This window comes from Sphingobium sp. S6 (assembly GCF_905120495.1).
Lineage (GTDB): Bacteria > Pseudomonadota > Alphaproteobacteria > Sphingomonadales > Sphingomonadaceae > Sphingobium > Sphingobium agri.
The window spans coordinates 1,094,465-1,116,025 of record NZ_CAJHOG010000001.1 but is presented as its reverse complement, the minus strand read 5'-3'; the positions used below and the strand labels follow the sequence as shown (position 1 = coordinate 1,116,025).

Here is a 21,561-nt window from a genome sequence, read left to right as displayed (position 1 = left end):
AGGGGCTAGGGGTGGGCGCGAGCGCAGCGAGCTTCCGGGCTGGCCGTTGGCGACGAACTCGAACGTCGCGCTGGCCCACCCCCTGACCCCCTCCCGCTTGCGGGAGGGGGGACATGTGCGAACCAACAAGTAAACTGACTTTTTTACCCTACGCCATCCGTATCCAGCGCATAGCCCGCCGATCGGACCGTGCGGATGATGTCGCGATATTTGCCATCAGCGTTGATCGCCTTGCGCAGGCGGCGGATGTGGACGTCGACGGTGCGCAGTTCGATATCGCTGTCCTGACCCCATACGCTATCTAGCAGGCGTTCGCGGGAGAAGACCCAGCCGGGATGCTCCAGGAAATGCTTGAGCAGGCGGAATTCGGTGGGGCCGAGCGGGATCACCTGGCCACCGCGCCGGACCTTGTGACCGACCGTGTCCATTTCCACGTCCGCGAAAGTCAGCGTCTCGCCCGCAAGCGCCGGGCGGACGCGGCGAAGGACGGCGCCGACGCGGGCGACCAGTTCGCGGGGAGAGAAAGGCTTGGTGACATAGTCGTCCGCGCCGGTTTCGAGGCCGCGCACACGGTCTTCTTCCTCGCCGCGCGCGGTGAGCATGATGATGGGGACATTGGCGGTCCCGTTCATGCGGCGCAGGCGGCGGCAGACTTCGATGCCTGACAGGCTTTCGACCATCCAGTCGAGCAGGACGATGTCGGGCACATTCTCCTGCGCGAGCAGCAGCGCTTCCTCGCCATCGACGGTGTGCGCGACGTCGAAATCCTCGCGCTTGAAATGCCAGATCAGAAGTTCTGCGAGGGCCGCGTCATCTTCAACCAGAAGCATCTTGGCTCTCGCCATATTCAGTCCTCCAGGGGCTGGGTGCCGCCGCGCTCGCGATCCGGCAGGGTCTGGCCGGTCGCGGCGTAGTAGACCATCTCGGCGACATTGGTCGCGTGGTCGCCGATCCGTTCGATATTCTTGGCGACGAACAGCAGGTGCGCGCACTCGCTGATCGTCTTGGGATTTTCGACCATGAAGGTGACGAGCGTGCGGAAGACGCTGTTGTAGAAGTCGTCCACCACCGTATCGCGCTCGATGACAGCGAGCGCGAGATCTGCGTCACGCGCGGCGAAGGCATTGAGGGCGTCATGCACCATTTCAGCCGCGACCTGACCCATGGAGGGGAGGAGCGAGACGGGCTCCAGCGTGCGCTGGTTGGCGGCAATCAGCGGTACGCGCTTGGCGATATTCTTGGCATAGTCGCCGATCCGCTCGACCACGCCGACAATCTTGAGCGCGGCGATCACGTCGCGCAGGTCGTTTGCCATGGGCGCGCGCAGGGCGATGACCTGAATCACCAGCTTTTCGACTTCGGCCTCGATCGCGTCGATGCGCTTGTCGTCGGCGACGACTTGCGCGGCGAGCGACTTGTCCTGACGCTGGAGCGCCAACATTGCGTTCTCGATGGCGGCTTCCGCGCGTCCGCCCATTTCGGCGATGAGGCCGCGCAGCTTGTCGATTTCCTCGTCGAAAGCCTTGATCGTATGTTCAGCCATGTCTCGTCTCCCCCGGTTCAGCCGTAGCGTCCGGTGATATAGTCCTTGGTCCGCTCCTGACGCGGATTGGTGAAGATGTCCGATGTCACGCCATATTCGACCAGTTCGCCCAGGTGGAAGAAGGCGGTGCGCTGTGAAACGCGGGCGGCCTGCTGCATGTTGTGGGTGACGATGACGATCGCGTATCGGCCGCGCAGTTCGTGGATCAGTTCCTCGATCTTGGCGGTGGCGATCGGGTCGAGTGCCGAGCAGGGCTCGTCCATCAGGATGACTTCGGGCTCGACCGCGATGGCGCGGCCGATGCACAGGCGCTGCTGCTGGCCGCCCGAAAGCGCGGTGCCGCTGTCGTGCAGGCGGTCCTTCACCTCGTCCCACAGGCCCGCGCGGCGCAGCGACTTTTCGACGATGACGTCGAGGTCCGCCTTGCCATGCGCCAGGCCATGGATGCGGGGGCCGTAGGCAATGTTTTCATAGATCGACTTGGGGAATGGGTTGGGCTTCTGAAAGACCATGCCGACACGGGCGCGCAGCTGCACCACGTCCATCGACGGGGCGTAGATATCTTCGCCATCAAGCGTGATCGTGCCTTCGACCCGCGCCGAAGCGACGGTGTCGTTCATGCGGTTGAGCGTGCGCAGGAAGGTCGACTTGCCGCAGCCCGACGGGCCGATGAAAGCCGTCACATTGTCCATGTCGACGTCGATGGAGACGCCCTTGATCGCTTGCTTTTCGCCGTAGAAGACCTTCACGTCGCGCGCGGTCATCTTGGTTTCGGTGGCGGGCACCAGTGTTTGCGGTTCGTGCATCATCGTTACCACCGTTTTTCGAACTTGTTGCGCAGGTAGATGGCGAGGCCGTTCATCGCGAGCAGGAAGACCAGCAGAACGATGATGGCGGCGGAGGTCTTTTCGACAAAGCCTTTCGAGACTTCGTCCGACCAGAGGAAGATCTGCACCGGGAGAACCGTTGCAGGGTCGGTGATCCCGCCCGGCGGCGTCGCGATGAAGGCGCGCATGCCGATCATCAGCAGCGGCGCGGTTTCGCCAAGCGCGCGGGCCATGCCGATGATCGTGCCGGTGAGGATGCCGGGCAGGGCGAGCGGCAGGACGTGGTGGAAGACCACCTGGACCGGGCTTGCGCCGATGCCGAGCGCCGCGTCGCGGATGCTGGGCGGCACCGACTTGATGGCGTTACGGCCCGCTATGACGATGACGGGCATGGTCATCAGCGCCAGCGTCATGCCGCCGACCAGTGCAGCCGAGCGCGGCAGGTGCAGGAAGTTGAGGAAGATCGAGAGGCCAAGCAAGCCGAAGATGATCGAGGGGACGGCCGCGAGATTGTTGATCGACACTTCGATAATGTCGGTCAGCCAGTTCTTGCGCGCATATTCCTCAAGATAGACGGCGGTCGCAACGCCGATCGGGAAGCTCAGCACCAGCGTCACCAGCATGGTGAGCAGCGATCCCTTGAACGCGCCCCAGATGCCGACACGCGTCGGGTCCGTACCGTCGCTGCCGGTCAGGAAGCCGCTGTTGAAGCTGGTCGAAAGCAGCCCGGCCTTTTCCAGGCGGTCCACTGCGGCTTCCGCTTCCGCCGTGCCGTCACTCTTGGCGGCGAGATCGATTCCGGTGGAAGCGGGCAGGCGCAGGGTCTCCGTGCGGCCGAGAATATCGGGGTCGGCCTTGATCGCATCGCGAACGACCGTCCATGCGGCAGGCGACACCCATTCTTCGGCATCCGGGCCCAGCGCCTTCTTCACAGCCTCCCCCGTCACCATCGGCAGATTGGCGTTGGCAAGCGCTTCGTCCGTGATCGCGGAGGGATCAAGCAGGATGGGAGAGGCCGGGAAGTCGATCTTCACGGCGATTTCCGTCTGGCTGAAGCCGCGCAATCCATTGCCGAGCATGCTGAAGAGCAGGAAGGCGAGGAAGGCGGCTGACAGCGCCACGGCGAGAAGGCCGGCAGCCTTGAAGCGGCGTTCCGACGCATAGCGGCGGGCGATCCGCTTGCGCATTGCGTCCGACTTCCAGTCGGTGGGGAGGCGTTCGCTGTTCACAATATTGACCCCGTTCGCCCTGAGCCTGTCGAAGGGCTCTTCAGTTCTGGACGAGAAGTGAAGGGCTTCGACAAGCTCAGCCCGAACGGATGACGGATATGAAGGCTCATTCGTAAGCCTCGCGATATTTCTTCACGACCCGCAGGGCCACGATGTTGAGCAGCAGGGTCACGACGAAGAGGACAAGGCCAAGGGCGAAGGCCGCCAGAGTCTTGGCGCTGTCGAATTCCTGGTCCCCGGTCAGCAGCTGCACGATCTGGGTCGTGACGGTGGTCACGCTCGCGAAGGGGTTCAAGGTTAGGTTTGCCGCCAGGCCTGCAGCCATGACAACGATCATCGTCTCGCCGATCGCGCGGCTGACGGCGAGCAGCACGCCGCCGACGACCCCGGGAAGGGCGGCGGGGATCAGCACGCGGCGGATCGTCTCGCTAGTGGTCGCGCCCATGGCAAGGCTGCCGTCGCGCATGGATTGCGGCACGGCGGCGATGCTGTCGTCCGCCATGGAGGACACGAACGGGATGATCATCACGCCCATGACGAGGCCAGCGGCAAGCGCGCTTTCCGAAGAGGCACCCTGAATGCCGATCGCCACGGCGAGGTCGCGCAATGCGGGGGCGACCGTCAGCGCCGCGAAATAGCCGTAGACGACAGTCGGAACGCCCGCGAGCACTTCAAGGATGGGCTTCATCCATTTGCGGACGGTGGGGCTGGCATATTGGGTGAGATAGACGGCGCTCATCAGACCGAGCGGGATAGCGACGACCATGGCGATGATCGCGCCGATGAAGATGGTGCCCCAGAATAGCGGGACGGCGCCGAACGCATCGTCATTGCCATAGCCCATCGCCGCGGACTGCGGGCTCCATTTGGTGCCGAAGAGGAAATCGAACGGGTTCACCATCGAGAAGAAGCGAAGGCTCTGCCACAGCAGCGATACGACGATGCCAAGGGTGGTGACGATCGCCAGAAGGGAGGCGATGAGCAATACGGCCATCACGAGCCTTTCAACCCGCGTGCGTGCCCGGAAATCAGGCCGCACGCGGGTGAAGGCGTAGGCGGCCCCGGCAAAGGCCAGCACCAGGGCCAGCGCCGCGCCAGCCATGCCATATTTGTCGAGCGCGTCACTATAGGGTTGGACAAGGCCCTGCGAGAGCGGGTTGAACGCTCCCGCTTGCGATCCCACCGCGATTGCCCGCGCTTCGCCCAATATCGCCGAGCGCGAGAAATCATCGGCTGGCAGGCCCTGCGCGGCTGGGCTGTGCAACACATCCTGGGTAATGAGCCCAGGCGCGATGTTCGCCCAGATGGTGAGGAATATCGCCGCCGGGACTAGCGTCCACAGCGCGACATACCAGCCATGATAACCCGGCAGGCTATGCACGGCATCGCGGCGGCCCGAGGCGCGCGCTGCGGTTTGCAGCCGCAGTGCGCGCGCCCGGGCGCTGACCCAGGCGATCGCGCCAAGGCCCGCCAGCAGCAGGAGGATTGCAGGACCTGTCATGTCTTCCGCTTACTTGAGCTGCGAACCGTCGAGAACAGTCAGCGACTTGACCGCTTCCGCGCTCGCCTTGCGCACATCATCAGGCGCGGCGACCATGCCACGCTTCGTCAGCGCGCCGCCCGGACCCCAGTTGGCGGCGAAGCTGTTGAGGAAAGCCTGAAGACCTGGGATAGCGGTCATGTGCGCTTTCTTCACATAGATGTAGAGAGGACGCGCGCCGGGATATTTGCCGGTGGATACGGTTTCATAGGTGGCTTCGACACCGTTGAGCGGCACGTCCTTTAGCTTGTCCTTGTTTTCTTCAAGATAGCTGAAGCCGAACACGCCAAGCGCATTGGGATTGGCGGCGAGCTTCTGGACGATCAGATTGTCGTTTTCGCCCGAATCCACGTATTTGCCGTCTTCACGGACGCGGGTGCAGGTCGCCTTGAACTCGTCCTCGCTCTTTTCCTTGAGCGTCTTCATGGCAGGATCCGTTTCGCAGCCCTTGGTCAGCACCAGTTCGGCGAGCGAGTCGCGCGTGCCACTGGTCGATGGCGGGCCGAAGACGCTGATGGCGGTCGCCGGAAGGCTCGGATCGACGTCCTTCCAGGTTTCCGCCTTGTTCGGGCCCCTGCCATAGGGGTTCGCGGCAAGCGCTTCATAGACGATCTTGGGCGTCAGCCTGAAGCCGGGACCGGCCTTCGATTCAGCGAAGGCGAGGCCGTCGACGCCGACCTGGATTTCGATGATGTCCTTGACGCCATTCTTCTGGCAATCCTCGAACTCAGCCTTCTTCAGGCGGCGCGAGGCGTTGGCGATGTCAGGATATTGTGCACCGACGCCAGCGCAGAACAGCTTCACGCCGCCCCCGGTGCCCGTCGATTCGATGATGGGCGACTTCATGCCGGAATTGCCCTGCACGAACATCTCGGCGACGGCCGTTGCGAAGGGGTAGACGGTGGATGAGCCAACCGCGCGGATCTGGTCGCGCGTTGCGCTGGCGCCGCCGCCAGATTCGCCGCAACCGGCGAGGGTAAGAGCGGCTGCTGCGGTAGCAGCCATCAGAGCGAAATGCTTCACGGATAGTCTCCTTGATCAAGGCCGCGATTCGCAATCGCCGCCCCCCTGCGGGCGCCTTAGCCGCGGTAAGTCGCGCCTTTGTGACAATCCAATTGCACTTTTATGACATAGCCACCGGTCTGCCCACCGGATCGCAGATTTTCTTTCAAAGCCTGGACGCGGATATCTTCTCTTCGAGGGGCATTGGAGGCAGCAGCACGGTGATCGTCGTCCCTTTGCCGGGCGTGCTCGTGATGTCGAGCCTGCCACGGTGTCGTTCCACGATATGTTTGACGATGGCGAGGCCCAGGCCCGTGCCGCCCACGGCGCGGCTGCGGCCCGAGTCCACGCGGTAGAAGCGTTCGGTGAGCCGGGGGAGGTGATCGGGGCCGATGCCTTCGCCTTCGTCCGCGACCATCAGGCGGGTCATGCCGCTTGGTCCTGCGGCCAGGCTCACGCGGATCGGCGTGCCCGCTTTCCCATATTTGACCGAGTTGCCGATCAGGTTGTGCAGAAGCTGCGACAACTGCGGCCGGTCTCCGGCGACTTTCGGCAGGCCGGGGGTGACGTCCAGTTCCACCTCCCGGCCCCGCTCGCCATGGCTCGTTCGGAAGACCCCCACTACTTCAGCCGCCAATGACCCCAGATCGATCGGGCTGTCAGGCGCCCGATATTTTTCCGCTTCGATCCGGGAGAGGGAAATGAGATCGTCGATCAGCCGCTGCATCCGGCGCGCTTCGCCATCCATGATCTTCAGGAAGCGCTGCCGGGTATCATTGTCGCGGCCAAGGTCGGGGTCGCCGAGCGTCTCGATAAAGCCCAATATGCCCGCGAGCGGGGTGCGCAGTTCGTGGCTGGCATTGGCCACGAAATCGACCCGCATCTTTTCCGCTGCATAGGCTCCGCTATGGTCTGCAAGATGGACGAGCCGACGGATATCACCTTCAGCGCCGAGCGGCGCGATGCGCATCTGCCAGCGCTGATCGCGTGTCCCAAGGCCGACGAGGTCGAGCATCATGGCCTCCGACATGGGAGCGAGGCTCGCAAGCCGTTCGGCCGCGGCGGGATGGCGGATGGCTATGCGGGCATCCTCACCTTCGATATGCGCGCCCAGCAAGCGTTGGGCGGCGCGATTGGCGCGGACGATCCGGCCGCGCTCGATCAGCATCAGCGGGTCGGTGATCGCCTCCATGAGGTCGGCAAAGTCCGGGTGGTCGGCGATATTGGCCGCTTGTTCGGCCGAAGAAGGCGGGACCGGTTCAAGCGGCGTTCCCTGCGCCGTGATAAGGAGGACGGCGATACCCGCAAGTACCGGGAGAGCTATGGCCCACAGGGGCGCGCCCATCAGCAATGTCGATCCGGTAGCCAGGAACAGCATGGCCAGCGAGGCGATGATCTGGGAAATGCTCAGTCGATTCATGGTTACCGTGCTGGATTATTGGCTGCTTTGCTGCAATGGCTGGCGCAATAACGTGGATTCTTTACGCTTTGGCAAGCGCGATAGCGGATCAGGATGATATGACAGAGCCATCGTCCGGACAGCATCTTTCCGATTCCGCACCTGCAGAAGGTACGGAGCGGGACGTTGATTCCATGGTGCCTTCGCGCCGCCAGATCTTGATGGGCGGCGCGGCGGCGGCGTCTGCGATCGTGTCCATTCGTCCGGCGCTGGCTAACACGGCTGCATCGGTGCTGAACTGCACGATCCCCGTTCCCGATCAGGCGCGGGCTGGCAAATATATCGCCCCCAATGGTCAGGTCGTTCCGGCTGGGACGGGGGGGGCCGTGCCCACGCAGGGACGCAGCTATAGCGGTGAGGAGGTCCGGCGGGCCCTGCGCGGCGGACGGCTGCCCGGCACCAGCTATGAGCAGAATCAGGCCTATCTGAACTATATCCGCCGTCTTCAATCCGGGACCAGCGGCTTTACCTGCTACGCATCATTGCAAATGCCGCGTTAGGCAACTGCTTACTCCTGTCCGCTACAGAGGAGCGCCGCCGGGGAGTTGAAAGCAGATCGTGACCGCAGAGCGTCGTTATCATCGAGACAAGGACGCTGTTGCATGCGTGCTGGAGGACATCACGCTCCTTTATCATCGCGCGTCGGGACAGACGCATATGATGATCAGCCCCGTTCCGGAGATATTGGACGCCCTGGACGAGGAAGCTGATTCGACGGCGGCGCAACTGCATGCCCTGCTGGAACGTCATTATGATCTGGGCGAGACGGAACAGGCCATCGCTGAGATCGAAGCGCATCTGGAATCATTGACTGCGCTCGGCCTGGTGTGCCGGTCGTGAGGCACAAGCTTTCCCTGACGATCGGCCCTGCGTCCTTTCGCATCGGTTCCGCATGGCGCCAGCCGCTGCATCAGCTGGCGGAGCTCTATGAGGGCTATCCCCGGCCGAGCGGAGAGACAGCCGATTTCACCGTCAGGCTGGAGCCGACGGCTCTGCTGCGTAAGTGGTTCCGCCCGTCCATCTTCATAACGGGCGACCATGGGCTGGCGGATGCGGCGCCGATGAGTCTCAGTCACGGGCTGCTCGCCGCCGAAATGGGGATGAACCTACAGATGGCGCTGGGTTGGCGGCGGCATCTGTTGCTCCATGCGTCGAGCGTGGAGAAGGACGGGCGTGCCCTTGTCATGACCGGCGAGTCCGGGTCCGGCAAATCGACGCTTGCAGCCCAGCTTGGCGAACGCGGCTGGCGTCTTATGGGTGATGAATTCGCGTTGCTGGACCTGGTTACAGGGGAGTTGCTGCCGTTTCCTCGGCTCGTTTCGCTCAAGAACGGCGCCATCGACGTGATCGCCGCTGAAGTCTCCGCCGATCGCATGGGGCCATTGTTGGGGAATACGGCGAAGGGGGACATCCGGCACCTCGTCCCCCAGGGTGACGCCGTTGCGCGGATGGGGAAAGGGGCACGGCCCGCGCTGTTGCTTTTCCCTCGCTTCGGACATGCCGTCGATGTCCGGCCGGTCGGTCAGGGCGAGGTTTTCATGCGCCTGACCCAGGCTTCCACCAACTATGTCGCCTTGGGAGAAGCGGGCTTCGGTGCCCTGGCCCGATTCGTGAAGCATGTCCCTGCGCGGGCCATCGACTTTCCATCGGGAGAAGACGCGATCGCCATGGTCGAGCGTCTGTGGGAAGAGCTCATATGAGCGCGGCGTTGCTGGTGTCGGTCCTGCGGAATCCGGATTCGGTCAGCGCGCTGGATAGCGCTGGATGGAACGCGCTGATCGCGGCTGCGAGGGCGGAGCGGCTGATCGGAACATTGGCGCTGGCCGTCGATGAGCGATGCGTGCCGGAGAGCGTCCGGCCGATCCTGGCCGATGCCCGGCTGGACGCTGCGCGGGAGGCGCGGCAGGCCCTGTGGGAGGCGAACAGGGCGGCGGAGGCGCTTGGGGAGCCAGTGTTGCTGCTGAAGGGCACCGCCTATGCCGCCGCTGGGCTGAAGGCCGGGGGAGGGCGGTTCATCGGCGATCTCGACATCCTGCTTCCTCAGAATGAGTTGAGCCAAGCCGAAGACCGGCTGATCGCGGCCGGTTGGGAGTGGGTCAAGGAAGACGCCTATGACGACGCCTATTACCGGCAATGGATGCATGAATTGCCGCCTATGATCCACCGTGAGCGCGACAGGATGATCGATGTGCATCATACGATCCTGCCGCTGACGGCGCGTCCGACACCCGATGTGGAGGTGATGCTGGCGGATGCGGTGCCGGTGACTGATCGTCTGTCGGTGCTGGCGCCCGAGGATATGATCTGTCATTCGGCCGCACATCTCTTCGCAGACGGCGACCTGGCGGGTGGGCTCCGCAACCTGTGGGATATTCATTGCCTGTGCTGCCAGTTTCGGGAACGGACACCGGATTTCGACCTGGCTCTGCTCAAAAGGGCTGCGGAACATCAGTTATATGCAGTGGTGTTGCGTGCGCTCAGGCTGGCGCATGGCTTGTTCGGCTCTCCTGTTCGCCAGCTTCGCGCGCCCATTCAGGCCGATTATTGCCTCAGATGGAGTGACCGCATTTTCATTGCTCGCTTGCTCGCGCGTGATGGGTGGGGCCGCGAAACGCGCAAGCTGCTCCGCTTCGCATTTTACGTCCGTTCCCACTGGCTGCGCATGCCGCCGCTCATGCTGGCGCGGCATTTGCTGACCAAGTGGCGCAAGGGGCACCGGCCCGCCTAGCGATGCGCCTCCGCGCCAAGACCTGGGACGATCTGCGCAAGATCTTGAAGCGCCGCGAAAGGTGTCGGCCGTGCTGGCGGGGCTGTGGCGGGCGAGATCGCCATGCCCATCCACATGACATCATGCCACGCACCGAATTTGAAACCGACTTCCTTGTAGATGCCGACGTCTTTCATGCCCAGAGCGGTATGGATAGCTACGCTGGCCGGGTTCGGCAGGGTGATGCCTGCAAATAGACTGTGATAACCCTGATGGCGCAGCAGAGTGACCAACATGTCGTAAAGGCGCTTTCCTATCCCCTGCCTGTGATGATCGGCGGCAAGATAGACGGAGATGTTGGCGGACCAGTCATAAGCGGCTCGCGCGCTATGGGGTCCGGCATAAGCATAGCCGGCGACTTGGCCTTCCACCTCTGCGATCAACCAGGGATAGTCGGGTAGGCAGGCAGCTATCCTGGCCCTGAACTCTGCTGCGTCCGGCGGCACGCTTTCAAAGGAGATCACGCTGTTCAGCACATAGGGAGCGTAGATTGCTGCCACGCAAGGCGCGTCATCCTCTACCGCGATCCTTATCCTTGCCGTCATGTTCTAGGCCCCCCGATGCCGCGACTTATCGCTTGAGGATGTTGAGGGCGAGCACGGTCATGGCCTCGCTTGCGGTGGCGATGACCTTGTCGGCCTCTGGCGCCCAGAAGGGGCTGTGGAGGGAGGGTAGGGTGAGTTGACCGGCTGCTGCCTTTGCCATCTGGTCCGCGGGAACGCCGCCGACCCAGAAGATGAAGCTGTTGAGGTTCTTGTCAGCCCGGTAATAGCGGCCGAAATCTTCGCCCCCCATTGATGGCTTTGTCTCGATCACCCGGCCGTCGGGGAAGTGCGCCTTGAGCAGCCCCGCCATTTCATTGGCGAAGGCGGGCGGATTATAGGCGGCTGGCGTAAATTCATCTTTCACGGACACGATCGGCATTCGATCGTCAGGCACGCCTGCCGCAATGGCTTCGCCGCGCGCGATGCGCTTGATGCCCTGGATGAGGCGTTCGCGCGTTTCGTCGGAATAGCTGCGGACGGTGAGGAGCAGCTTTGCCTCGTCAGGGATGATATTATGCTTGGCGCCGCCCACGAAGCTGCCGACCGTGACGACAGCGGGGTCGAGAGGGTCCTGCTCGCGGCTGACCAGGGTTTGCAGCGCCCCCACGATCCGTGCGCCGAGCACGATGGGGTCCTTCGCAGTTTGGGGATAGGCGCCGTGGCCGCCGGTGCCGCGCACCACTATGTCCACGCTGTCGACATTGGCGAGCGTATAGCCCGGCGTGTAGCCGATGACGCCCGCTGGCAGGTTGGCCGCGTCGTGAAAGGCGATGGCATGGGTCGGATGGGGGAAGCGGGTGTAAAGCCCATCGTCCAACATCGCGCGTGCGCCGCGTCCGACCTCTTCTGCTGGCTGAAGGATCATGACCAGTGTCCCCAGCCAACGATCCTTCCTTGACGAGAGCAGATGCGCGGTTTCGATGAAGGCGGTCATATGCGTGTCATGGCCGCAGGCATGCATAACGCCGGTTTCGATCCCATCCGGCGTCTTGGTGCGCACTTTCGATGCGAAAGGAAGGCCGGTCTGTTCCGTGACCGGCAAGCCGTCCATGTCCGCGCGGATGAGGAGAACGGGTCCCTCCCCATTTTTCATAACCGCGACTACGCCGGTGCCACCTACCTTCTCAGTCACATCGAACTTCATCGCCTTAAGGCGGCGCGCAAGCTTTGCAGCGGTCGCTGTTTCCTGTTCCGACAGTTCAGGATGGGCATGAAGGTCGCGGTAAAGCGTCATGAGGCCGCTCATGTCGCGGCTGATCTCAGCATTTATCTCGTTCAGTTGCGGAACGGGAGACGTGTCAACAGGCGCGGCACCGGTCTGTGCAGTCGCGGCAGACGAAAAGGTGGCGGCGGCCATGATGAGATTGAACGCGTGACGCATCGGCTATTCTCCCTGTGCGATGGGAGCATAGGAAGATTTCGCGGCACAAGGAAAGTGGCTGACATGAAAAGGCGCCCGTCCTTGGGAGGACGAGCGCCTGATCCTATTCTGCCGCGACGGGATCAGAAGTGGAAGATCACACCTGCGGTCGGACGGAAGCTGTCGAAATCATAGGTTTCGGTCTGGAAGCGCAGGCGAATGCCGCTGTTGCCGGTGATGCCGCCAAGGCCGATATCCTTCGGGCCGACTTCAACGCCGACGCCGTACATCCAGTCCTTGCGGTTCGGCCAGCCCTGCTTGCCGTTCACCCACTGGTAACCGGCCGAAGCGAAGATCATGCCGCTTTCACCAGCGCGCGCGCCGAAGCGGCCCTTCACTCCATATTCCCAGTCGATGTCCGAAAAGCCCTTGGTGGCGTTACCTTCGACACCCACGAAGACGGGGCCGAGGGGAACGTTGACGCCTGCAACGCCGCTGATGATCGCGCCGTTCATGATCGTTTCACCGGGTACGCTGCCGAATTCGGAACGGCGATCGAAGGTGTGATAGCCGCCCAGAATACCGACATAGGGTTCGATGCCGAAGGCTTCGGTGCCGTCAGGTGCAGCTTCTTCCTGCGCATGAGCGAGCGAAGGCAGCGCCGCCAGCATGGCGGCTGCGAAAAGATACTTCTTCATATGTGGCTACTCCCTTGAGCCTTGATCATCAGATGCCCGAGGGTAACGGGAGCAGCCCCTTATGGTTTCCCCGCCAAAAACAATTGCTTCAGCAGCGTGGCAAAAATGCCACGGCTGTCACTGTGCCGTCCAGCCGCCATCTATGGTCATATTCGCGCCTGTGATGTTGGCTGCCGCGTCGCTGCACAGGAACAGGGCCATGGCGGCGACCTGGTCCAACGTCACGAATTGCTTGGTCGGTTGTCCTGCCAGAAGGACATCGTTCATCACCTGCTCGCGCGTCATGTTCCGCGCCTTCATCGTGTCGGGAATCTGGTTCTCCACCAGGGGAGTCCAGACGTAACCCGGCGAGATGCAATTGGCGGTGACGCCGAAGGTGGCGAGTTCCAGCGCCAGCGTCTTGGTGAACCCCGCAAGGCCGTGCTTGGCGGTTACATAGGCGCTTTTGAAGGGCGATGCCCTCAATGAATGGGCGCTGGCCGTCTGGATGATGCGCCCCCATTTTTTGGACTTCATATAGGGGATGGCGAGCCGTGAGGTGTGGAAGGCGCTGGTCAGGTTGAGCGCGATGATGAGGTCCCATTTATCGACCGGGAATTCTTCGACCGGAGCGACATGCTGCATGCCCGCATTGTTGATCAGGATGTCGACGCCGCCGAAGGCACTTGCCGTCTCCTGCATCATGGCTTCGATCTCAGAGGCCTTGGTGAGGTCGTGCCCGCTGTAGAGCGCCTTTGCTCCGCTGGCCTGCTCCAGCGCCTGCCGTTCCTGCTCGATCGCGGCGCTGTCGCCGAAACCGTTGATGATGATGTTCGCACCCTCGGCCGCGAGGGTCTTGGCATAAGCAAGGCCGATGCCGGAGGTGGAGCCTGTGATAAGCGCTGTCTTTCCGGCGAGGGACTTGGTCATGCGTTCTTCTCCTTGAGAGTGTCGGGGGCCTGAAGATCGAAGGTGGCGCTTTTGCCGTTGATGATGTTGCGCGCGATCAGGTCGCCCTTGTGCATCACCTCTTCCACGGCGTCGCGGCCCTGACTCCAATGATCCAGCATGGTGGAACGGGAAAATTCAAAGTCGCGCGCGCCGCTTTCCCAGGCGCGGCTGCGATAGATGAGGTGGACGATGTTGACAGATCCACGGTCGAGATATTGTCTGAGGCGCAGGGCGTCGGCATCGTCCCTCAGGTCCGGCGGCAACTTGTCCAGCAATGCCTTGATCGCCTTGTGTTCGCGGCGCAGGCGCAGATATTGATCGGTCACCTGACGGGTGCGGCTGGAATATTGAATGTCCTTGGCGCGGGAATAGACGTCCGTCATCTGGCGCGGCATCGGACCTTCGGCAGGGAACAGGTCGACCTGAAAGACGAGCATGTCGTCATTTTGATGTTCCAGCACATGGGCGAGGGGCGTGTTGGACACGATGCCGCCGTCCCAATAATGTCGCCCGTCTATTTCGACCGGCGGCAAGCCCGGAGGAAGGGCGCCTGAAGCCATGATATGCCGCGCGTCGATCCGCGTGCGTCCATGGGGTCCCCGCGTGTCCCAATAGGCGAAGTTGCCGCTTTCCACGTCCACCGCGCCGACCGAAAGGCGAACCGGCCCATCGTTCAGCAGCTCCCAATCGACGCAGGCATCCAGCGTTTCTTTAAGAGGCGCGCTGTCATAGAAGCTGATTGCCCCCGACGTGCCTTCCGGCATCAGCACGGAAGGCCATAGGCGCGGGCGGAACATGCCGGGCACGCCAAAGGTCGCGACCGCGCCAGCCGCCATCAGATGAGCCGCCTCGCGAATATGATCTATTTCGGGGAGGACGATATTGGGAAGTCCGCCGGACACCGTCAGCCAGAATTTCTTCAAGCGGCTGATGCGGCGATGCGGTGGATTGCCTGCGATGATTGCCGCGTTGACTGCTCCGATCGAGATGCCTGCGACCCAACTTACGTCGATGCCCAGTTCGTCCAGGCGTTGGTAAACCCCGGCCTGGAAGGAGCCGAGCGCTCCGCCACCCTGCAGCAGCAGCGCGACTTCTTGCGGCAGAGGGAGCGGCGTGCCTGCCCGGCGCGGGATTTGGGGATCTATGTCGGCCATGTCGCAGTGCAATATAACGACAAGCGCGGAGGTTCCAACTTAATGTGCTGTAACAATCCGATCAGCTGAAGCAACCAACTCCATATCGCAGCCGTTCCAACCCTCGCAGCAATCAGCTAGGCAGGTGAGGAAAGAGAGGGCGTCATGCGGCTGGACGATGAACGGGAAAGCTCGAATTTCGAGGTTCAGAGCGGCCGTGGCGGCTTCGGAGGCGGGCTAGGTGGCGGCCTTGGCATGCTGTTGCCATTCATCGGCAGCCGATTCGGCTGCGGCGGGATCGTGGTCGTGCTCATCATCCTGGCGGTCATGGGGGTCAATCCGCTCAGCCTGATAGGGGGCGGGGGTGGCGTTCAGCAGAATGTCTCGGTCAGCCGCGATCCCCAGAAATTATCGGAAATCCAGCATTGGTCGCTCAAGGTGCTGGGATCGACGGAACGGGTCTGGGGCCAGATTTTCCAGCAGTCCGGCCAGCAATATCAGCCGACTGTCTTGTCCTTCTACTCGCAGGCTGGGGCGTCGGGCTGCGGCGCCGCGCAAAGCGCGATGGGACCTTTCTACTGCCCGAACGACAAGAAGGTTTATCTGGACACCGATTTCTTCACAGAGCTTCGCCAACGCTTTGGCGCGCCCGGGGACTTTGCCCAGGCCTACGTGATCGCGCATGAGGTCGGGCATCATGTGCAGGACCTCGAAGGCACTTTGGGCCAGGTGCAGCAGCGCCAGCGGAGCGTTGGCGAGGAAGAAGGCAATGCCTTGCAAGTGCGCGTGGAATTGCAGGCGGACTGCTATGCGGGCGTCTGGGCGAAGCGCACGGGGCTGATGGAAGCGGGCGACCTGGAGGAAGGGATGACAGCCGCGCAATCGATCGGCGATGACACATTGCAGAAGGCAGCCGGACGCCGTCCCGTACCGGAAAGCTTTACCCATGGGTCCAGCGAGCAGCGGATGACCTGGCTGCGGAAGGGACTGGACAGCGGCGATCCTGCTCAATGCGATACTTTCGCGTCGGCGGCGCGATGAGTGCTCTTTTCAGGGATCAGAATTGAGGAGCGTCCGAACTTGCATCCGCATCATTGTCTGCCGCTCCGCTTTCCGGAGCAGATGATGTGCCGGGAAGCCCGTTTCCGGGTGAGAGAAAGGGTTTTCCAGCTTCCGGCATCGGTTGGCCGAACGACATTGGCGACGACGCGGGCTGCTCCGCGGCAGGCGTTGCGATAGGTTGCGGCGACGGGACGGCTTGCTCAGCGACGGGCCGCATGGGTGCGGACATGTTCTGCGCAGGCACGTGAGGCGCGAGCCCCTGAACCATCAGGACGATCAGGGGTGCCGCCACCAGCGTAATGACAGCAAAAGCCTTGTAGAGCATGCAAGCGCATCCTGGATCAAAGAGGCGCTCGTCTTAACGGTTTGCGGTAAATAAAGTCCTGCCGCCAGCCTTAGTGCCGGTCGAGCTTGTCCAGCAAATCCAGCATGTCCCAAGGCAAGCTCTCGCGCCCTGCGCGAAAGGTGGAACGAAGCGCATTGCCAACGCCTTCATATGGCTGAGGCACGCCCACGGTCATAAAGCTGCGGTCAGCGCTCGCTCGCCCATTGCCTGATCGGCCTGCTGATTTGCGCTGCATTTCCATGTTCATACAACGGGCATAGGCGGGAAAAGTTTCTGGCTTTCAGTGCAGCCTCGGGCGATAGCTCCGCCATGATCGGAGAAGTTGCGTGACGGATTGGGCGGCGGCATTGGAGCGGATGCGGGCGCATTCGCCGTTTCTTGCCAGGCAGATGGACCGGTTTCCGGATGTGACGGGCTTGCTGGCTGCGGGTGATGTCGACGCGGCACTCAATGCGGCGCGTGACGTGTCTGGTCCCGATGACGGCATCGCCAGGTCGTTGAGACGGCGCAAGGGCGCATTGTCGCTGGTGACGGCTGCTGCTGACCTGTCATGTGCGTGGGACCTGAACCGCGTTACGCGTACCCTGTCCGCCTTTGCCGACCAAGCCCTGGAAGAAGCGCTGCTCGCGACCTTTGCCGAACGCTATCCGGACGCGGAACCTAAAGGGTTCGTCGTTCTCGCATTGGGCAAACATGGCAGCCGCGAACTCAACTACTCGTCCGACATCGATCCGATCCTGCTCTACGATCCGGCTACCTTGCCACATGGCGAGCGGGAGGACCCGGCGGATGCGGCTGTGCGGATCGGCAGGCGGGTCAGCGAACTCCTGAACGCGCGCGATGGCGATGGCTATGTGTTCCGCGTGGACTTGCGGTTGCGGCCATCGCCTGAAGCTACCCCCATTGCGCTGCCGGTGGAGGCGGCGATCGGCTATTATGAGTCGATGGCGATGGGATGGGAGCAGTCGGCCTTCATCCGCGCTCGCCCGGCAGCCGGGGACATGGCGCTGGGTGACTATTTCATGCAGCAGATCCGCCCATTCGTATGGCGGCGGAGCCTGGATTTCGGCGCGATCGATGCCATCACGGATATTTCGCGGCGGATACGCGACCATTATGCGCAGGGTCAGGCTTTCGGGCCCGGCTATGACCTGAAACGGGGACGCGGCGGCATCCGTGAGGTAGAGTTTTTTGCCCAGACTCACCAGCTGATCCATGGCGGGCGCGATCCGGCGCTGCGGTCGGGAAATACGCGGGAGGCGCTGCAAGCCCTGGCGGCGGCGGGGGTGTTCGATGCCGAAGTGTCCCGGAAGCTGGACGAGGCCTATGTTCTGTTCCGCACTATCGAGCACAGGCTGCAGATGGTGGAGGATCGGCAAACGCATGAGCTGCCCAAGACCGCTGAAGCGATGGACAATGTGGCGCGGCTGCATGGGCTGGAGACCGGTGGGGATCTGATCGAGCTGCTGCGGCCCAAGGTGGAATGGGTCGGAGCCAATTATGACCAGCTGACACCAGCCCAGAAAGCGGAGTCGCTGTCGCATGATGAAGAGCGGCTCGCGGACCAGCTGGCCGAGATGGGCTTTGCTGATCCGGAAGCGCCGGTTGCGCGGATCGGGCGTTGGCGTACAGGGACGGTCAGGGCGTTGCGTAGCACGGCCTCCAGGGAAGCGCTGGAAGATTTGTTGCCGAACCTGATGCGGACGCTCGCCGCCGCTCCGGACCCAGTGCGGGCGCTTAACCGCTTGGACGACCTGATCGGGCGGTTGCCGAGCGCGATCAACTTTTTCAAGCTGCTGGCTGCGCGGCCGGGTCTGGCGGAGTTGATGGCGGAGCTGCTGAGTCACGCGCCGACTTTGGCGGATGCGTTGGGGCGGCGGGCCGAATTGCTCGATGGTCTTATCGATACATCGGCCTTCGATCCGCCGCCTGCGGTGGATCAGCTTGCGGAACAGTTCGCGCAATTGGAACAGGGCGAGGATTATCAGGCGCTGCTGGATCGGGTGCGGCAGCGCGTCAATGACCGGCGGTTCGCGCTGGGGGCCCAGATCATTCGTGGAAGCGATCCGCTGGAGGCGGGGCGCGGCTATTCGCGGGTGGCGGAAGCCGCGATCGAGGCGCTGACGCGGGCGACCATCCAGGAATTTGAAGCGGTGCATGGGCGGGTGCCGGGGGGCGAGATGCTGATCCTGGCGCTGGGCCGATTGGGCGGGGGCGTGTTGACGCATGCTTCTGATCTGGATCTGGTCTATCTTTTTTCCGGCGATTTCATGAAGGAATCCGATGGAAAAAAGCCGTTGGGGGCGACGCAATATTTCAACCGCTTGGGGCAACGCATAACCAATGCGTTATCGGTTCAGACTGCCGCCGGGCCGCTATATGAGGTGGATACGCGGCTTAGGCCATCGGGCGCGCAGGGGCTGCTGGCGGTCAGTCTTGACAGTTTCGCCAAATATCAGCGGGAGGAAGCCTGGACCTGGGAGCATCTGGCGCTGACGCGGGCGCGGCCGGTGTTCGGGTCCGCAAGCGGTCGGGCTGCGTTGAGCGCCATACTTGCCGAGACATTGGAGCGCCCGCGCGATTTTCCGGAACTGGCGCGGCAGGCGGTCAAGATGCGGAGCGACATTGCCAAACACAAGCCGCCTGCCAGCGAACTGGACGTGAAGCTGGTGCCGGGAGGGCTGGTCGATCTGGAATTCCTGATCCATGTGTCGCAGTTCAAGCATGAGATGGCGTTCAATCCCGACCTTCGCGCGGCGTTGGATGAACTGGTCGGGGCGGGCCATCTGCCAGCCGAGCTGATCGATGCGCACGACCTGATCACGCGCTTCCTGATTGTGTCGCGGCTGGTTTCGCCCAAATCGACGGAGCCGCCGGAAGCTACCCGTCCGCTCGTCGCGCGGGCATGCGGCGTCGAAAGCTGGGACGCGCTGCTTGAAAGCTATGCGCAGGCCCGGCAAAGGGTGGGCGATGCCTGGGCCGCGCTGTCGGCGCCCTATTCGGAGGAAGAAGATGCTGGAAGCCGGTGATAGCCTGCCGAACGTGACGTTGAAGGATGCGGACGGCGCCGACTTCAGCTTGGAGCGGTTCAGGGGCAGGCCGGTCGTGGTCTATTTCTATCCCAAGGCGGATACGCCGGGCTGCACGAACGAGGCGAAGGACTTTACGGATCTATCGAGCGAGTTCGCCGCGCTGGGCGTGCCGGTGGTGGGCATTTCCAAGGACAAGCCCGCCAAGCTCAAGAAGTTCGCTGACAAATACGGCCTGAACGTCACGCTTGCTTCCGACGAGCCTGGTGACGCGTGCGAAGCGTTCGGCACCTGGGTCGAAAAATCCCTCTACGGCCGCAAATATATGGGGATCGAGCGGGCCACGTTCCTGGCGGACGCATCGGGCAAGATCCTGCGCGTGTGGCCCAAGGTGAAGGTGAAGGGCCATGCAGCCGAGGTGCTGGAGGCCGCGAAAGCGCTTTGATTTTGCCGCGCGAGGTTGAAGGCGTAGGCCAGGCCTGCGCGCATGTACTGATGACGCCGGAGCCGCGAGCCAAGCTGATGGCGGCGCGCGCCGCCTCCCGGTGCTGGCGGCAGGGCCGGTTGGCGCATCGCTTTGATGCCGCGATGCCGGATACGCCTGCGCGGCCGGATGCTCCGTTGCTGTTGCCCGCCAACCAGATGCCCAAGCGCGGCAAGATCGGTTCCGATCGGTCGCGGATCGCGATGCTGCATGCGCTTGCCCATATCGAGTTCGTGGCAATCGACCTCGCGTTTGACCTGATCGGACGGTTTGGAAGCGCGTTTCCGCAAGGTTTTGTCGATGACTGGATGCAGGTGGGCGCGGAGGAAGCGATGCATTTCGCCTTGCTGGACCGGCGCTTGCGGCAGTTGGGGAGCTTTTACGGTCAATTGCCCGCGCATGATGGATTGTGGCAGGCGGCGTCCGAAACCGCGCAGGATGCAATGGCACGGCTGGCGATCGTTCCGATGGTGCTGGAAGCGCGTGCGCTGGATATCACGCCGTCCACGATCGCGCGGTTCGAAAGCGTCGGGGACATTATATCGGCACGCATGTTGCGCCGCATTATGACAGATGAGATTCGCCATGTGGCGGCGGGGACAAGGTGGTTCGAACATGCGGCGAAGCGAGAGGGGCTGACCCCCGCAAATCATTACCAAATCCTTGTAAAACGCCATTTTCGCGGGTCGCTCAAACCTCCGTTCAACGACTCGGCGCGTCGACAAGCCGGTTTAACGCTGGATTTTTACGGCGCGCTTGCACAATGAGACGGGAAATGTCCTTTTGATGATGCGGGTGGCGATCTAGGTCGCATTTGGTCAACACGGGGAGCGCCGAGAGGCTTAAAGAGCCTCCGGAGGATAAGTCGGGGTCGGCATGTTGTTTCTTCGTTCTATGAATGCGCGTGGCGCGCGATGGTTCCTGTCTGCGTGCAAGTCTGTTGGTGTGATGAGTGTGGCGGGTGTGTTGTGCGCCGCCGTTCCAGCCCAGGCGAAGGCGGTCGGTGACGATCCTTATGGTGAGGCGTCGGAAATCAACAACAGCGCGCTCGGCCCGGCCGACATCGGTTTTTCCAATCTCTTTTCCAGCATGCAGCGGCTTGATGGTGGCGTGAAGGCCGCCAACAACAATATCCCGACCGGACGCCCGGTGCTGAAGCTGTCGCTGACGTCGAACTTCGGCGTTCGCTCCGATCCTTTCAATGGCGGCGCCCGGATGCACAAGGGCATCGATATTCCCGGTCCCGTCGGCACCCCGATCTACGCTACCGCAGATGGCATCGTGAGCCGCGCCGGTTGGGCGAGCGGCTATGGCAATCTGGTCCAGATCACCCATGGTGGCGGTCTTGAGACCCGTTACGGCCACATGTCCAAGCTGGTCGCAGCCCCCAACAGCTTTGTCCGTCGTGGCCAGCTGATCGGCCTGATGGGATCGACGGGCCGCTCGACCGGCAGCCATCTTCACTATGAAGTCCGCGTGGATGGTCAGGCGATCAACCCCATGCCTTTCGTCACCGGCCCCGACGTCCTGGTGGCGATGAACACGAAGCCGCCGATCGCGATGGGTGGCCCGACCAAGGCGCAGGAAAAGGAAGCCGATTAACGGCC

Annotated in this window: 23 protein-coding genes; 9 read left to right on the top strand and 14 right to left on the bottom strand. The window is 62.7% G+C overall.

Annotated features, from left to right (window positions below; genetic code table 11):
• Positions 1-143: 143 nt before the first annotated feature.
• The 7 genes from phoB to SPHS8_RS05710 all read right to left on the bottom strand — a co-directional run bounded on the left by phoB (position 144) and on the right by SPHS8_RS05710 (position 7,561).
• Positions 144-845 carry a phosphate regulon transcriptional regulator PhoB gene (phoB, locus tag SPHS8_RS05740; RefSeq protein ID WP_097091997.1) on the bottom strand — a complete coding sequence of 234 codons (702 nt, stop codon included), beginning with the start codon at positions 843-845 and terminating at the stop codon, positions 144-146.
• A gap of 2 nt (positions 846-847) precedes the next feature.
• Complete coding sequence (gene phoU, locus SPHS8_RS05735; protein WP_201514635.1) at positions 848-1,543, bottom strand: phosphate signaling complex protein PhoU; 696 nt, start codon at positions 1,541-1,543, stop codon at positions 848-850.
• 17 nt (positions 1,544-1,560) lie between these two features.
• Positions 1,561-2,349, bottom strand: coding sequence for a phosphate ABC transporter ATP-binding protein PstB (gene pstB, locus SPHS8_RS05730; protein ID WP_028055672.1), 789 nt, complete (start codon positions 2,347-2,349; stop codon positions 1,561-1,563).
• Between the two features lie 5 nt (positions 2,350-2,354).
• Positions 2,355-3,599 (bottom strand): phosphate ABC transporter permease PstA, encoded by a 1,245-nt coding sequence (gene pstA, locus SPHS8_RS05725; protein WP_097091995.1) that lies wholly within the window; start codon positions 3,597-3,599, stop codon positions 2,355-2,357.
• A gap of 106 nt (positions 3,600-3,705) precedes the next feature.
• Positions 3,706-5,100, bottom strand: a complete 1,395-nt coding sequence (gene pstC / locus SPHS8_RS05720; protein WP_201514634.1) for a phosphate ABC transporter permease subunit PstC — start codon at positions 5,098-5,100, stop codon at positions 3,706-3,708.
• Between the two features lie 9 nt (positions 5,101-5,109).
• Positions 5,110-6,162, bottom strand: coding sequence for a substrate-binding domain-containing protein (locus SPHS8_RS05715; protein WP_201514633.1), 1,053 nt, complete (start codon positions 6,160-6,162; stop codon positions 5,110-5,112).
• A gap of 145 nt (positions 6,163-6,307) precedes the next feature.
• Positions 6,308-7,561, bottom strand: a complete 1,254-nt coding sequence (locus SPHS8_RS05710; protein ID WP_201514632.1) for an ATP-binding protein — start codon at positions 7,559-7,561, stop codon at positions 6,308-6,310.
• Positions 7,562-7,734: 173 nt separating this feature from the next.
• Here SPHS8_RS05710 and SPHS8_RS05705 point away from each other — a divergent pair, with 173 nt between their 5' ends.
• The 4 genes from SPHS8_RS05705 to SPHS8_RS05690 are packed head-to-tail and all read left to right on the top strand — an operon-like array spanning position 7,735 to position 10,328.
• Positions 7,735-8,100, top strand: coding sequence for a hypothetical protein (locus SPHS8_RS05705; RefSeq protein ID WP_236575014.1), 366 nt, complete (start codon positions 7,735-7,737; stop codon positions 8,098-8,100).
• A gap of 58 nt (positions 8,101-8,158) precedes the next feature.
• Complete coding sequence (locus tag SPHS8_RS05700; RefSeq protein WP_201514630.1) at positions 8,159-8,440, top strand: HPr-rel-A system PqqD family peptide chaperone; 282 nt, start codon at positions 8,159-8,161, stop codon at positions 8,438-8,440.
• Complete coding sequence (locus SPHS8_RS05695; protein ID WP_201514629.1) at positions 8,437-9,300, top strand: HprK-related kinase A; 864 nt, start codon at positions 8,437-8,439, stop codon at positions 9,298-9,300. Before SPHS8_RS05700 ends, SPHS8_RS05695 begins: the two co-directional genes overlap by 4 nt.
• A complete protein-coding gene (locus SPHS8_RS05690) occupies positions 9,297-10,328 on the top strand; it encodes a nucleotidyltransferase domain-containing protein (RefSeq protein WP_201514628.1) in 1,032 nt (343 codons plus the stop codon). The genes SPHS8_RS05695 and SPHS8_RS05690 overlap by 4 nt, the downstream gene beginning before the upstream one ends.
• Here the strand turns inward: SPHS8_RS05690 and SPHS8_RS05685 are convergent.
• The 5 genes from SPHS8_RS05685 to SPHS8_RS05665 form a co-directional block, all read right to left on the bottom strand.
• Positions 10,325-10,912 (bottom strand): arsinothricin resistance N-acetyltransferase ArsN1 family B, encoded by a 588-nt coding sequence (locus tag SPHS8_RS05685; RefSeq protein WP_201514627.1) that lies wholly within the window; start codon positions 10,910-10,912, stop codon positions 10,325-10,327. The genes SPHS8_RS05690 and SPHS8_RS05685 overlap by 4 nt on opposite strands.
• A gap of 25 nt (positions 10,913-10,937) precedes the next feature.
• Positions 10,938-12,293: an amidohydrolase gene (locus tag SPHS8_RS05680; protein WP_201514626.1), complete on the bottom strand. Its 1,356-nt coding sequence runs from the start codon at positions 12,291-12,293 to the stop codon at positions 10,938-10,940.
• Positions 12,294-12,415: 122 nt separating this feature from the next.
• Complete coding sequence (locus SPHS8_RS05675) at positions 12,416-12,970, bottom strand: opacity protein (protein WP_097091987.1); 555 nt, start codon at positions 12,968-12,970, stop codon at positions 12,416-12,418.
• 117 nt (positions 12,971-13,087) lie between these two features.
• Positions 13,088-13,879, bottom strand: a complete 792-nt coding sequence (locus tag SPHS8_RS05670; protein ID WP_201514625.1) for a 3-hydroxybutyrate dehydrogenase — start codon at positions 13,877-13,879, stop codon at positions 13,088-13,090.
• Positions 13,876-15,054: a DUF3734 domain-containing protein gene (locus SPHS8_RS05665; RefSeq protein ID WP_201514624.1), complete on the bottom strand. Its 1,179-nt coding sequence runs from the start codon at positions 15,052-15,054 to the stop codon at positions 13,876-13,878. The genes SPHS8_RS05670 and SPHS8_RS05665 overlap by 4 nt, the downstream gene beginning before the upstream one ends.
• 144 nt (positions 15,055-15,198) lie before the next feature.
• Here SPHS8_RS05665 and ypfJ point away from each other — a divergent pair, with 144 nt between their 5' ends.
• On the top strand, positions 15,199-16,074 hold the full coding sequence (gene ypfJ / locus SPHS8_RS05660; protein ID WP_201514623.1) for a KPN_02809 family neutral zinc metallopeptidase: 876 nt from the start codon (positions 15,199-15,201) through the stop codon (positions 16,072-16,074).
• 16 nt (positions 16,075-16,090) lie between these two features.
• On the opposite strand, the gene SPHS8_RS20350 is transcribed toward ypfJ, so the two are convergent.
• Together SPHS8_RS20350 and SPHS8_RS05655 are read right to left on the bottom strand one after the other, a co-directional pair.
• Positions 16,091-16,420 (bottom strand): hypothetical protein, encoded by a 330-nt coding sequence (locus SPHS8_RS20350; protein WP_236574978.1) that lies wholly within the window; start codon positions 16,418-16,420, stop codon positions 16,091-16,093.
• 70 nt (positions 16,421-16,490) lie between these two features.
• Positions 16,491-16,676: a hypothetical protein gene (locus SPHS8_RS05655; protein ID WP_328805322.1), complete on the bottom strand. Its 186-nt coding sequence runs from the start codon at positions 16,674-16,676 to the stop codon at positions 16,491-16,493.
• A 121-nt stretch (positions 16,677-16,797) separates the two neighbouring features.
• Between SPHS8_RS05655 and SPHS8_RS05650 the strand changes: the two genes are divergently transcribed.
• The 4 genes from SPHS8_RS05650 (at position 16,798) to SPHS8_RS05635 (ending at position 21,556) form a co-directional block, all read left to right on the top strand.
• The gene (locus tag SPHS8_RS05650; protein ID WP_201514883.1) at positions 16,798-19,470 is read left to right on the top strand and encodes a bifunctional [glutamine synthetase] adenylyltransferase/[glutamine synthetase]-adenylyl-L-tyrosine phosphorylase; all 2,673 of its coding nucleotides are present in this window, start codon (positions 16,798-16,800) and stop codon (positions 19,468-19,470) included.
• Complete coding sequence (gene bcp / locus SPHS8_RS05645) at positions 19,454-19,915, top strand: thioredoxin-dependent thiol peroxidase (RefSeq protein ID WP_201514622.1); 462 nt, start codon at positions 19,454-19,456, stop codon at positions 19,913-19,915. The genes SPHS8_RS05650 and bcp overlap by 17 nt, the downstream gene beginning before the upstream one ends.
• 50 nt (positions 19,916-19,965) lie before the next feature.
• A complete protein-coding gene (locus SPHS8_RS05640) occupies positions 19,966-20,721 on the top strand; it encodes a ferritin-like domain-containing protein (protein ID WP_236574977.1) in 756 nt (251 codons plus the stop codon).
• A gap of 109 nt (positions 20,722-20,830) precedes the next feature.
• Positions 20,831-21,556, top strand: a complete 726-nt coding sequence (locus SPHS8_RS05635; RefSeq protein ID WP_201514620.1) for a M23 family metallopeptidase — start codon at positions 20,831-20,833, stop codon at positions 21,554-21,556.
• Positions 21,557-21,561: the final 5 nt, after the last annotated feature.

What these genes read in the sequence shown, in the direction of transcription:
- phoB (WP_097091997.1), bottom strand. Translation starts at nt 845, where the DNA reads ATGGCGAGAGCCAAGATGCTTCTGGTTGAAGATGACGCGGCCCTCGCA.
- phoU (WP_201514635.1), bottom strand. Translation starts at nt 1,543, where the DNA reads ATGGCTGAACATACGATCAAGGCTTTCGACGAGGAAATCGACAAGCTG.
- pstB (WP_028055672.1), bottom strand. Translation starts at nt 2,349, where the DNA reads ATGCACGAACCGCAAACACTGGTGCCCGCCACCGAAACCAAGATGACC.
- pstC (WP_201514634.1), bottom strand. Translation starts at nt 5,100, where the DNA reads ATGACAGGTCCTGCAATCCTCCTGCTGCTGGCGGGCCTTGGCGCGATC.
- SPHS8_RS05710 (WP_201514632.1), bottom strand. Translation starts at nt 7,561, where the DNA reads ATGAATCGACTGAGCATTTCCCAGATCATCGCCTCGCTGGCCATGCTG.
- SPHS8_RS05705 (WP_236575014.1), top strand. Translation starts at nt 7,735, where the DNA reads ATGGTGCCTTCGCGCCGCCAGATCTTGATGGGCGGCGCGGCGGCGGCG.
- SPHS8_RS05690 (WP_201514628.1), top strand. Translation starts at nt 9,297, where the DNA reads ATGAGCGCGGCGTTGCTGGTGTCGGTCCTGCGGAATCCGGATTCGGTC.
- SPHS8_RS05685 (WP_201514627.1), bottom strand. Translation starts at nt 10,912, where the DNA reads ATGACGGCAAGGATAAGGATCGCGGTAGAGGATGACGCGCCTTGCGTG.
- SPHS8_RS05680 (WP_201514626.1), bottom strand. Translation starts at nt 12,293, where the DNA reads ATGCGTCACGCGTTCAATCTCATCATGGCCGCCGCCACCTTTTCGTCT.
- SPHS8_RS05675 (WP_097091987.1), bottom strand. Translation starts at nt 12,970, where the DNA reads ATGAAGAAGTATCTTTTCGCAGCCGCCATGCTGGCGGCGCTGCCTTCG.
- SPHS8_RS05670 (WP_201514625.1), bottom strand. Translation starts at nt 13,879, where the DNA reads ATGACCAAGTCCCTCGCCGGAAAGACAGCGCTTATCACAGGCTCCACC.
- SPHS8_RS05665 (WP_201514624.1), bottom strand. Translation starts at nt 15,054, where the DNA reads ATGGCCGACATAGATCCCCAAATCCCGCGCCGGGCAGGCACGCCGCTC.
- ypfJ (WP_201514623.1), top strand. Translation starts at nt 15,199, where the DNA reads ATGCGGCTGGACGATGAACGGGAAAGCTCGAATTTCGAGGTTCAGAGC.
- SPHS8_RS20350 (WP_236574978.1), bottom strand. Translation starts at nt 16,420, where the DNA reads ATGCTCTACAAGGCTTTTGCTGTCATTACGCTGGTGGCGGCACCCCTG.
- SPHS8_RS05655 (WP_328805322.1), bottom strand. Translation starts at nt 16,676, where the DNA reads ATGCAGCGCAAATCAGCAGGCCGATCAGGCAATGGGCGAGCGAGCGCT.
- SPHS8_RS05650 (WP_201514883.1), top strand. Translation starts at nt 16,798, where the DNA reads ATGCGGGCGCATTCGCCGTTTCTTGCCAGGCAGATGGACCGGTTTCCG.
- bcp (WP_201514622.1), top strand. Translation starts at nt 19,454, where the DNA reads ATGCTGGAAGCCGGTGATAGCCTGCCGAACGTGACGTTGAAGGATGCG.
- SPHS8_RS05640 (WP_236574977.1), top strand. Translation starts at nt 19,966, where the DNA reads ATGACGCCGGAGCCGCGAGCCAAGCTGATGGCGGCGCGCGCCGCCTCC.
- SPHS8_RS05635 (WP_201514620.1), top strand. Translation starts at nt 20,831, where the DNA reads ATGTTGTTTCTTCGTTCTATGAATGCGCGTGGCGCGCGATGGTTCCTG.